The following is a 10,738-nucleotide window of genomic DNA, read 5'->3' on the forward strand; positions in this document are numbered from 1 at the left end:
AGGCCGTCATGGCAGCGTCCGCCCAGGACCGCGATCACGGCCGGCCCGAGCCGCCAAATCGCCGCAGCCAGTTGAAATCCGACCGGCGTCTGCAGCTGCTGGCGGCCGCCGAGCGCCTGTTCGCCGAGCGCGGTTTCCTCGCGGTGCGATTGGAGGACATCGGCGCCGCCGCCGGTGTCAGCGGTCCGGCGATCTACCGGCACTTCCCCAACAAGGAGTCGCTGCTGGTCGAGTTGCTGGTGGGGATCAGCGCCAACCTGCTCGCCGGGGCGCGTGCGGTCTCGGACCGCGATGGGGATGCCGCCGCGACGCTGGACGGTCTTATCGACTTTCATCTCGACTTCGCGCTGGGCGAACCCGATCTCATCCGGATACAAGACCGCGACCTTGGGCACCTGCCCGCGTCCGCCGAGCGTCAGGTGCGCAAGGCTCAGCGGCAGTACGTCGAGATCTGGGTGGGTGTGTTGCGCAAGCTGAACCCCCAACTCGCCGAAGCCGACGCCCGCCTGATGGCGCACGCGGTATTCGGCTTGCTGAACTCGACCCCGCACAGCATGAAAGCGGCCGACGCCAAACCGGCGCGGGCGGTGCGCTCGCGCGCTGTGATGCGGGCCATGACCATCGCGGCGCTCACCGCCGGCGAACTCTGAGTGCAGGCAAGCTGAGCACTCGCCAAACCGGTCCCCGACCGATGCCTTGTACCCTGCGAAGTGGACATGAACGATCCACAGCGACCCCAGCAATTCGGCCCCCCTCAACCGGGGTCTGATTCGGCGTGGTCGCAGGACTATTCCGATTCACCTCCCATCGACTACCCGGCTTATGCCGATCAGATGCCGTACGCCAACTACGGCGGCGGTTCCCCCTGGGCGCCGGGCGCATATCAACCAAACCCCACCCAGCAATTGCCGCCTCAGTACTGGCAGCAGGACCAGCAGCACGCGGATGACCCGTCCGGCGAGCCCCCACCACCGCCACCACGCTCTCCGCGCTGGCTGTGGTTCGTGGCCGGCGCCTCGGTGCTGCTGGTCATCGGGTTGGTCATCGCGTTGGTCATCGTGAACGTGTCGAGAAAGCAGCAGACCGCGATCGAGCCGCTGCCCCCGATGCCCGGGCCCACGACGACTTATGTACCCCCCACCACCAGGACATCACCGCCCTCGACTACCCGCAGGCCACCGCGCACCACGACGACCGAACCGGGCACAACGGCCCCGCCCGGGTCCCCCACCTCGCCGGGAACCATGCAGACCGTGGTCTACACGGTCACCGGGGAGGGTCGAGCCATCAGCGTCATGTACTTGGACACCGGCGATCTGATTCAGACCGAGTTCAACGTGGCACTGCCCTGGAGCAAGCAGGTCAGCCTGTCGACGTCGACCCCGCATCCGGCGAGCGTCACGATCGTCAACATCGGCCACAATGTCACCTGCTCGGTGACGGTGGCCGGGGTTCAGGTGCGGCAGCGCACCGGGCAGGGGTTAACCATTTGCGATGCCCCGCTTTGATTCGGGCGGCACCCGCACCACCAGCATCGCCAGCAACCCGAGCAGCAGCACGACGCAGATACCGCCCAAGCCGGCCCGGACGGCGTTGAACACGTCGACGAAGACCGAGAACAGCCACGGCGCCAGGAACGCGACCGCCCGGCCCGTCATCGTGTAGAGACCGAAGGCCACGCCCTCCTTGCCGTGCTGGGCCATGCGCAGCAGCAGTGCGCGCGCCGAGCTCTGCGAGGGTCCGATGAACAGACACAGCAGCAGTCCGCAGGCCCAGAAGGCGAGTGGGCCCGACAGCATCATCATGGCGACCCCGGCGGCGAGGATCGCTGACAAGGAAAAGACGATGACCGGCTTGGATCCGACCCGGTGATCGGCGAACCCGCCGATGATCGCCCCGATCGCCGCCACCACGCTCGCGGCCACCCCGAAGATCAATACATCGGCCCGGTTGAGGCCGTACACCTCCACCCCCAGCACGGCGCCGAAGGCGAATATCGCGGCCAAGCCGTCCCGGAAGATGGCGCTGGCGACCAGGAAGTAGACGAGGTTTCGGTCACGACGCCACTCGGAAGTGATGTCCGCCCACAGCTTCCGGTAAGCGCCCTGATCGCTGCGGCGGGTGACCGTGCGCGCGCCCGGCAGCCGGTGGGCGACCAACAACACCGGCAATCCCAAAATCGCCAGCCAGGCCGCGGCCAACAGCATCGCGGCGCGGACGTTCACACCGTCGGCGGTCGGTAGGTGCAGCAACCCGCGGGTGTCGCCGTCACCGGTCATGAAGCCGAGGTAGACCAGGATCAGCAGTAGAACGCTGCCCACATAGCCCGCTGCCCAGCCGAAGCCGGAGATGCGGCCGGCGGTCTGCGGCGTCGATAGCTGCCGAAGCATCGCGTTGTAGGGGACGCTGGCCAGGTCGCCGCATGCCGCGGTGCCGGCCAGCAGCGCCAGTCCGGCGAAGAAGTAGCGCGAGTCGTCGCGGATCAGCGACATCGCACAGGTCAGCGCGACCGCCAGGCCGGTCAGCAGACCAAGCGCCAGCCGTCGGCGATGCGGCGATTCCACCCACACGCCGACCACGGGCGCCAGCAGCGCGATGGTGATCCCGGCGATGGCACCGGCCCGCCCCAGCCAGCTTTCCGGCGTGGCACCCAACGGTGTGCCCACCCCCACGCTGCTGGTCAGGTAGACCGAGAACACGAACGTCGCGGCGATCGCGTTCAGCCCGGTCGAACCGCAGTCCCACAGCGCCCAGGCGACGATCCGCGCCGGCGGGGTGCTATGCGGCGGGTGTTCGGCAAGGGTTTCAGTGTTGAGCGTTTCCTGCTCGCCGGCGCCTGTGTCGGGGGACTCCGGCTCACTCATGGTCGGCACTCTATGTGTTTTCCCAGCGACCCGCTGCGAGCGGCTGTCCCGCAACGGGTGTCTACGATCGTCGTCATGCCGATACCTGCTCCCAGTCCCGACGCGCGCGCTGTTGTCACCGGAGCGTCGCAAAACATCGGCGAGGCGCTGGCGACCGAGCTCGCCGCGCGCGGCCACAATTTGATCGTCACCGCGCGGCGCGAGGAGCTGCTCAACGACCTCGCCGCCCGACTGTCGGACAAGTACCGGGTCACCGTCGAGGTACGGCCTGCCGACCTGGCCGACCCGACCGAACGCGGCAAGCTGTGTGAGGAGCTGGCCACACGGCAGATTTCCATCCTGTGCGCCAATGCCGGTACCGCCACGTTCGGCGCCGTTGCCGACCTGGACCCAGCGGGCGAAAGAGCCCAGGTGCAGTTGAACGCCATTGCGGTGCACGACCTTACGTTGGCGGTCCTGCCCGGAATGGTCGCGCGCAAGGCCGGCGGCATCCTGATTTCCGGTTCGGCGGCGGGCAATTCACCGATTCCCTACAACGCGACTTACGCGGCGACCAAGGCGTTTGCGAACACCTTCAGCGAATCGCTGCGCGGCGAGGTACGGAAATCCGGGGTACATGTCACGCTGCTGGCACCCGGTCCGGTGCGCACCGACCTGCCCGAGGGCGACGAGAGATCGCTGGTGGAAAAGTTGGTGCCCGATTTCCTGTGGATCTCGACCGAGCACACCGCCCAGGTCTCCCTGGATGCGTTGGAGCGCAACAAGATGCGCGTCGTTCCGGGGGTGACCTCCAAGGCGATGTCGGTGGCGAGCGGGTATGCACCGCGGGCCATCGTGGCGCCGATCGTGGGTGCGTTTTACAAGAAACTCGGCGGCGGGTAGCGGCTACTTGCGGCGGCGCCGACGGGTGCCGAAGATGCTGCGCACCGCTTCGCGTATCGCCGTGTTGATGCCGCTTTTCACGGTGGGATTATTCAGCACTTCCTCCCACACGGCGGGACCTTTCGGCTCGGCGGGCGCCGGCATGGGCGGGACCTCGTCGTAGGTCGGCACGGGCGGATGGTCCGTGCTCGGCGCCGACGGCGGTCGCGTTGCGGGAACCTCGTCGGGCGACGGCACCGTTTGGCCGTACTTCTCTTGCAGCCGACTGGATTTGGCGGCTGCGGTCACCGCGTCGGTGCCGATCGCGGCCATCAACGAACGAGGCACCCGCATGCGGGTCCAGGCAACCGGGGTCGGCGCCCCTTTTTCGGACAGCACGGTGACGACGGCCTCGCCGATGCCCAGCGATGTGAGCGCCGACTCCAGGTCGTACACATCGGTTTTGGGATAGGTGCGGACGGTCTTGCTGAGCGCTTTCTGGTCGTCCGGCGTGAATGCCCGCAACGCGTGCTGAATCCGGGCGCCCAGCTGCGACAGCACGTCGTTGGGCAGGTCGGTCGGCAGCTGGGTGCAGAAGAACACACCCACTCCCTTGGAGCGGATGAGTTTGACGGTCTGCTCCACCTGGTCCAGGAAGGCCTTCGATGCATCGGTGAACAGCAGATGTGCCTCGTCGAAGAAGAACACAAGTTTGGGTTTGTCGATGTCGCCGACCTCGGGCAGCTGCGCGAAAAGGTCGGCGAGCAACCACATCAGGAAGGTCGAGAAGATGACCGGGCGCAGCGATTGACCGCTGAACTCGAGCAGCGAGATGACCCCGCGACCCTGGTCGTCTTTCGCCAGCAGATCGTTCGGGTCGAGCTTGGGCTCGCCGAAGAATGTGTCACCGCCCTCGCCCGCCAGATTCACCAGCGCGCGCAGGATCACCCCGGCCGTGGTGGAGGACACTCCGCCCAGGGATTTCAGATCGGCTTTGCCCTCGTCGCTGGTGAGGTGGCTGATTACGGTGCGCAGATTGTCCAACGTGACCAGCGGGCGGCCGTTCTGCTTTGCCCAATGGAAGATCAGACCGAGCGTCGACTCCTGAGTAGCGTTGAGCCCCAGAACTTTTGATAGGAGTACCGGCCCAAAGCTTTCGACGGTCGCCCGTACCGGCACCCCGACCCCGCCGGTGCCGAGCGAGAGGAACTCGACCGGGAACCCGCTGGGCTCCCAGGTGTCGCCGGTGTCTTTGGCCCGCGCGGCGGTCTTGTCGTTGCCCTCCCCCGGCCTCGCCAGGCCTGACAGGTCACCCTTGACGTCGGCCATGAAGACCGGGACGCCCGCGGCGCTGAGTTGCTCGGCGATCAGCTGGAGCGTCTTGGTCTTCCCGGTCCCGGTCGCACCGGCCACCAGACCATGCCGGTTGATGGTGGCCAGCGGGATGCGGATCTGCGCGGTCGGGTCGGCCTCCCCGTCGACGACGACCGTGCCCAGTTCCAGCGCCTGACCTTGGACGGCATAACCCGCCGCAATGCCTCCGGCGGCGTCTGATTCGGTGCTCATCAGTTCCCCTTGCTGTATGGCAAACATCACCCTACTTGCCAGGGGGTGCAGCAGCGGGGCCTGACGTGGGCTTACGCTTGGGCGCTGTGCGGGACGAATTGGTGTGGATCGACTGCGAGATGACCGGGCTGGATCTGGGGTCGGACAAGCTGATCGAGATTGCCGCCCTGGTCACCGATGCCGACCTGAACATCTTGGGCGACGGAATCGATGTCGTCATCCATGCCGAGGAAGCCGCGTTGACCTCGATGATCGACGTCGTCGCGCAGATGCACGCGCGCTCCGGGCTGACGAACGAGGTCAGGGCGTCGACAGTCGACCTCGAAACCGCCGAGGCGATGGTCCTCGAATACATCAGCAAGCACGTCAAACAGCCCAAGACCGCGCCGTTGGCGGGCAATTCGATCGCCACCGATCGGTCCTTCATCGCCCGGGACATGCCGGCCCTGGACTCGTTCCTGCACTACCGCATGATCGATGTCAGCTCCATCAAGGAACTCTGCCGGCGCTGGTACCCACGGATCTATTTCGGGCAGCCACCCAAGGGTCTGGCGCACCGCGCGCTGGCCGATATCCACGAGTCGATCCGGGAGCTGCAGTACTACCGGCGGACCGCGTTCGTGCCCCCGCCCGGGCCGTCTACCAGCGAAATCGCAGCCGTGGTCACCGATCTTCAGGGGGACACCGAAGCCGCGGAGGTTATCGATTCGGCCGACGAGCGCCCAAGCGGTTAGTATCGACGTCGCCGCTCAACAGCCCGCTTCTAGAAGGCTGTCCGGCGGCCATGGTGGCTGTAGTTCAGTTGGTAGAGCACCAGGTTGTGATCCTGGATGTCGCGGGTTCGAGCCCCGTCAGCCACCCCAGGTAGGGACGCCGCTTTATCTGCAATGCGGGTAGGGCGTCGGCGGCGGCGTCGAGGCTTCGGCAAGGGCAGTGACGGGACGACGGCCGTTCAACCGGGCACACACCCCGCAGCGCCTACCACGTGCGCGCTTTGGGCGACGCCGCAGTCTCGACGGACAAGTCGGGATGGCAGGGTGGCGGGGTGAACAGACTGCAGCGCGAAGACGGCGTCAAGCTCGCCTATCAGGTGCACAACCCGCAGGGCCAGGGCGTGCCGATCTTGCTGACGCACGGTTTCGGTGCGACCGCGGGCATGTGGCACCGCAATATCGATGCATTGAGCGTCGACCGGCCGGTCATCGTCTGGGACCAGCGCGGCCACGGCAGCAGCGATGCGCCCGAGGAGATGGACCGCTACAGCGAGCAGGTCAGCGTCGCCGACATGGTGGCGATTCTCGATGCCGCAGGCGCCGAGCGGGCCGTCATCGGTGGAATGTCGCTGGGCGGCTACCTATCTCTGGCCTTTCACCTCGTGCACCCGCAGCGGGTCGCGGGTTTGGTGCTGGTCGACACCGGGCCCGGCTACCGCAACGACGCAGCGCGTGACAAGTGGAACGCCTGGGTCGAAAGAACCGCCCAACGATTTGAGCGCGGCGAGGGGTCAGCCAGCCGGTCGGCGGAAGTGGCGCAGGCGGCGCATGAACACCCGGAGGGTCTCCCCCGCGCCGCCCGCGGTGTCATGTCGCAGAAGGACTCTCGCGTCATCGATTCGCTCGACAGCATCGCGGTGCCCACGTTGGTAGTTGTCGTCGCTGACGACACCGACTTCCTCGCCGGGGCCGACTACATGGCTCGCCGCATTGCCAATTCCCACAAAGTCGTACTCCAGGACGCGGGGCACGCCGCGAATATGGACCAGCCCGAGGCGTTCAATGCCGCGGTGCGAAGGTTCCTGGAAGAGCTGTAGCCCAATTATTCGAAACCGGCCAACGTAATCCGCAGTGCCCGCTCCATATGGACGTGCATCGGTTCTGCCGGTTCCGCTTCCGCGGTCAGCCAGCGGTCGATGACGAATTTCACCGTGGCCAAACACGTATGCACCAGGAGCGCCGGGCGTACGTCAGACCCTGGGCTCACGCCCATCCGGGATGCCACGTGCTCGACGAACTTGCGCTGATCGGCTTCGCGGATCAGCGTCGACTTGCTCAGCAGATGCGGGGCCGTCGCGACCGCTCGTTGCCAGGTGTCGAGGTGATGAAGCTCGCCGGCTTCCCTGGCGTGCGCGACAAACAGTTGAATGAGCACTTCGACCGCCGATTCGCCGGCCGGTCTCGCGTTGAAGGCGTCGAGCATCTCGCTGATCGTCTCGCGGACCGGATCGACCAGCAGACCTTCCTTGGTAGGTGCGTGCCGGAAGTACGTGCTGATCGAGATGCCGGCCGCGGCGGCGATGTCTTCGGTCGTCACGGCATCGAATCCACGTTCGGCAAACAGTTCGTAAGCGGTGTGCTGGATTAGCGAGAGCAATTCGGCGCGACGCCGGTCCCGAAGCGACTCAATGTTTGCTGAGGGCATGCGATCACCTTCGCGAGTCGGACAGTCCGAGCAGGTTGCGCGATCCTAGGTTGCTCGTAAGTGAGTGACTCTACACTATTGAAAGTGCCTATCAAGTAGGCTAGCGTGATACCGCAAAACTGATTGAGCTGCAGGGTTGCGGAATCGTGGGCGTTTGGGTGCAGTGGATGCCGCTCGACGATAACCGACAAACTCCGCTGGGCAGTCACGAAGCAACCGGTGGGGAGAGCGCCGATGAGATCGGTTTCCGGTCCGCGATGACTTCCACGATCGTTTGCTCAACCGTTCCACGGTTCCGTTTGATATGACCTTGGACCAAGAAGCTGTCCTGCGCGACGAACGCCCGGACGACGGCGTCAACGCGATCAAGGAGTGGGGTGTCGGCTACGTCGATCGCCATCCGCTGGCGTCTTTGCGCACGGTCGGCGAACAATTCGTCCTCGGCATCCGCACCATCCAGTACTTCTTCATCGACCTCTTCACCGGCCGGTTCCAGTGGCAGGAGTTCGTCCGCCAGGGTGCATTCATGGCGGGGACGGCCGTTTTGCCGACCATCCTGGTTTCCCTGCCGATCAGCGTCACCCTGTCGATTCAGTTTGCGTTGCTCGCCGGGCAGGTTGGAGCCACCTCGCTGGCCGGCGCAGCCAGCGGGCTCGCGGTCATCCGCCAGGGGGCATCGCTGGTCGCCGCGGTTCTGATGGCGGCCGCCGTCGGCTCCGCCATCACCGCCGACCTTGGTTCCCGGACGATGCGTGAGGAAACCGACGCGATGGAGGTGATGGGCGTCTCGGTGATTCGCCGCCTCGTGGTGCCCCGGTTTGCCGCGGCGATCATGATCGGCGTCGCACTCACCGGCGTGGTGTGCTTTGTCGGTTTTTTCGCCAGCTACATGTTCAACGTCTACTTCCAAGACGGGGCACCGGGCAGCTTCGTGTCCACGTTCGCGTCGTTCGCCACCACCGGCGACATGATCCTGGCACTGCTGAAGGCGATCATCTTCGGCGCGATCGTCGCGATCGTCTCGAGCCAGAAGGGACTGTCCACCAAGGGCGGTCCCACCGGCGTGGCCAACTCGGTGAATGCCGCAGTGGTGGAATCGATTTTGTTGCTCATGATCGTCAACGTCGCCATCAGCCAGCTCTACATCATGCTGTCGCCAAGGACCGGTTTGTGACGTGACGGCCTCGCCCTACCTACCACTGGCGCCGTTGACCACGCGCCTGATGCGCATCTACCGGCGCGGCACCAAGCCAATCAGTCGCCTCGGGCACATGCTGGTCTTCTTCGTGCGGGCGCTGGTGGCGATACCGCTTACGCTGCGCCAGTACAACGGCGAGTTTCTGCGCCTGCTGTCGAACATCACCTGGGGCAACGGCTCGATCGTGGTGGGCGGCGGCACGGCTGGCGTCGCGGTCGTGCTCGGCATGACCGTCGGCGCCCTGGTCGGCATCGAGGGATACAACTTTTTGGACCTGCTCGGCCTGGGACCGGCGACCGGGTTCGTATCCTCATTGGTCAACACCCGTGAATTGGCTCCGCTGATGGCCGCCATGGCGTTCGCGATGCAGGGCGGTTGCCGCTTCACCGCGCAGCTGGGCTCGATGCGCATCGCCGAGGAGATCGACGCCATGGAATCCATTGCGATCAGGCCGATTCCGTATCTGGTCACCACCCGGCTGATCGCCTCGGTGATGGCGATGATTCCGCTCTACGCCGCCTGCCTGGCCATCGGCTACCTGACCACTCAGGTGGTGGTGCAGATCAGCAGCGGCGGCTCGTCCGGGTCTTACCTGCACTACTTCTCGCTGATGTTGGCCGGCAAGGACATCATCTATTCGTTGTTCAAAGCCGTCATCTTCGTGTGGATCGCCTCCACCATTCAGTGCTACTACGGCTTTTACGCCAGTGGCGGTCCCGAAGGGGTGGGAGTCGCCGCGGGACACGGCATGCGGGCCAGCATCACGGTCATGATCATGGTCAACATGCTGCTGACCATGGCGCTGTGGGGTGTCGACGCCGGCGCAAGGTTCGGTGGTTAGTTTGAGGCCGCAACCCAATTCTTTCGACGTCGACGGGCGCGGCCCATCCGACCGGCAACTGTTCGGCTGTGGCGTGGCGGTGGCGATGGTGGCGGCCCTGCTCACCGTGGGTTTGTTGTACAAGTCCACTGGCCGGCTGAACGAGTACGTCCGGGTGATCGCCGATCTAATCAACGTGGGCGACGGCCTGCCGCAAAAATCCGACGTCAAGTATCACGGCGTCCTGGTCGGCATGGTCAACGACGTGGTACCGGCCGCTCATGGCAAGCCCAACTATGTGCACATCGACCTCAAACCCGAGTACGCCAAGTCCATTCCGGCCGCGGTGACCGCACGTGTGGTGCCCAGCAATGTGTTCGCGGTCTCCTCCGTGCAGCTGGTCGGCAACGGGCCTGGAGCGGTCATCCGGTCGGGCGCGCACATTCACGAAGACACCCGACTGCCGACGGTCCTGTTCCAGACCACCATCAGCAAGCTGCGGGACCTGCTCGCCGCCACCGGGCGCGGCCGCGAGGACCGATCCGTTGGCATTCTGGCTGCGCTCAACGCTGCAACCGACAACCGGCGCACCAAACTGCTCGGCAGCGCGGCTCAGCTGAATCGCCTTATCGATCAATTGAATTCAATCGTCAGCACCGACACCGGCCCCTCGACGGTGTCTGCTCTGCTGGAGGCCACGCAAGGGTTACAGGCCACCGCACCCGAGCTGCTCGATGCGTTGCACGAGGCCGTCGAGCCGATGCAGACCTTCGCCGAGACGCGGGGACAACTGGCTTCGCTGCTTTCCGGTGCCGAATACACGGTTGACACCGCGCACCAGTCGTTCGGCAATCACATCGACCAGCTGGTCCGGATCTCCACCGAACTCACTCCGGTCGTCGGGGTGCTTGCCCTCAGGTCGAACAACTTCGTTCCTGCGGTGGCCAAGCTGGACAACCTGGCGAAGAAGTTCATGGACGAAGTGTGGATGCCCGAACTGGGGGTCGGCCA

11 protein-coding genes and 1 tRNA gene are annotated in these 10,738 nt (G+C 65.4%); 9 read left to right on the forward strand and 3 right to left on the reverse strand.

The features are described from left to right. The first annotated feature begins 8 nt into the window (after positions 1-8). A complete protein-coding gene (locus tag A9X01_RS15020; protein ID WP_065121529.1) occupies positions 9-650 on the forward strand; it encodes an SACE_7040 family transcriptional regulator in 642 nt (213 codons plus the stop codon). A gap of 66 nt (positions 651-716) precedes the next feature. Further along, positions 717-1,508, forward strand: a complete 792-nt coding sequence (locus A9X01_RS15025; RefSeq protein ID WP_065121530.1) for an MmpS family transport accessory protein — start codon at positions 717-719, stop codon at positions 1,506-1,508. Here the strand turns inward: A9X01_RS15025 and A9X01_RS15030 are convergent. Continuing rightward, positions 1,482-2,864, reverse strand: coding sequence for an MFS transporter (locus tag A9X01_RS15030; RefSeq protein WP_081282396.1), 1,383 nt, complete (start codon positions 2,862-2,864; stop codon positions 1,482-1,484). The two genes, A9X01_RS15025 and A9X01_RS15030, sit on opposite strands and share 27 nt — an antisense overlap. Positions 2,865-2,939: 75 nt before the next feature. On the opposite strand from A9X01_RS15030, the gene cmrA reads away from it, so the two are divergent. Further along, positions 2,940-3,746: a mycolate reductase gene (cmrA, locus tag A9X01_RS15035; protein ID WP_065121531.1), complete on the forward strand. Its 807-nt coding sequence runs from the start codon at positions 2,940-2,942 to the stop codon at positions 3,744-3,746. A gap of 3 nt (positions 3,747-3,749) precedes the next feature. On the opposite strand, the gene A9X01_RS15040 is transcribed toward cmrA, so the two are convergent. Then, the gene (locus tag A9X01_RS15040) at positions 3,750-5,291 is read right to left on the reverse strand and encodes a helicase HerA-like domain-containing protein (RefSeq protein ID WP_065121532.1); all 1,542 of its coding nucleotides are present in this window, start codon (positions 5,289-5,291) and stop codon (positions 3,750-3,752) included. A gap of 86 nt (positions 5,292-5,377) precedes the next feature. Between A9X01_RS15040 and orn the strand changes: the two genes are divergently transcribed. The 3 genes from orn to A9X01_RS15055 all read left to right on the forward strand — a co-directional run bounded on the left by orn (position 5,378) and on the right by A9X01_RS15055 (position 7,101). Continuing rightward, positions 5,378-6,025, forward strand: a complete 648-nt coding sequence (gene orn, locus A9X01_RS15045) for an oligoribonuclease (RefSeq protein WP_065121533.1) — start codon at positions 5,378-5,380, stop codon at positions 6,023-6,025. A 53-nt stretch (positions 6,026-6,078) separates the two neighbouring features. Next, positions 6,079-6,154, forward strand: a tRNA-His gene (locus A9X01_RS15050). Between the two features lie 182 nt (positions 6,155-6,336). Next, positions 6,337-7,101: an alpha/beta fold hydrolase gene (locus A9X01_RS15055; RefSeq protein ID WP_065121539.1), complete on the forward strand. Its 765-nt coding sequence runs from the start codon at positions 6,337-6,339 to the stop codon at positions 7,099-7,101. Positions 7,102-7,106: 5 nt separating this feature from the next. Here A9X01_RS15055 and A9X01_RS15060 read toward each other — a convergent pair whose 3' ends face one another. After that, positions 7,107-7,709, reverse strand: a complete 603-nt coding sequence (locus tag A9X01_RS15060; protein ID WP_065121534.1) for a TetR/AcrR family transcriptional regulator — start codon at positions 7,707-7,709, stop codon at positions 7,107-7,109. 328 nt (positions 7,710-8,037) lie between these two features. Here A9X01_RS15060 and A9X01_RS15065 point away from each other — a divergent pair, with 328 nt between their 5' ends. The 3 genes from A9X01_RS15065 to A9X01_RS15075 form a co-directional block, all read left to right on the forward strand. Further along, positions 8,038-8,883, forward strand: coding sequence for an MlaE family ABC transporter permease (locus A9X01_RS15065; protein WP_436405270.1), 846 nt, complete (start codon positions 8,038-8,040; stop codon positions 8,881-8,883). 1 nt (position 8,884) lies between these two features. Continuing rightward, positions 8,885-9,748, forward strand: a complete 864-nt coding sequence (locus A9X01_RS15070) for an MlaE family ABC transporter permease (RefSeq protein ID WP_065121536.1) — start codon at positions 8,885-8,887, stop codon at positions 9,746-9,748. 85 nt (positions 9,749-9,833) lie between these two features. Further along, positions 9,834-10,738, forward strand: a 905-nt coding sequence (locus tag A9X01_RS15075) for an MlaD family protein (RefSeq protein WP_253849143.1), incomplete at its 3' end; no start/stop codon positions are given.

This window comes from Mycobacterium asiaticum, assembly GCF_001668675.1.
Taxonomy (GTDB): domain Bacteria; phylum Actinomycetota; class Actinomycetes; order Mycobacteriales; family Mycobacteriaceae; genus Mycobacterium; species Mycobacterium asiaticum_D.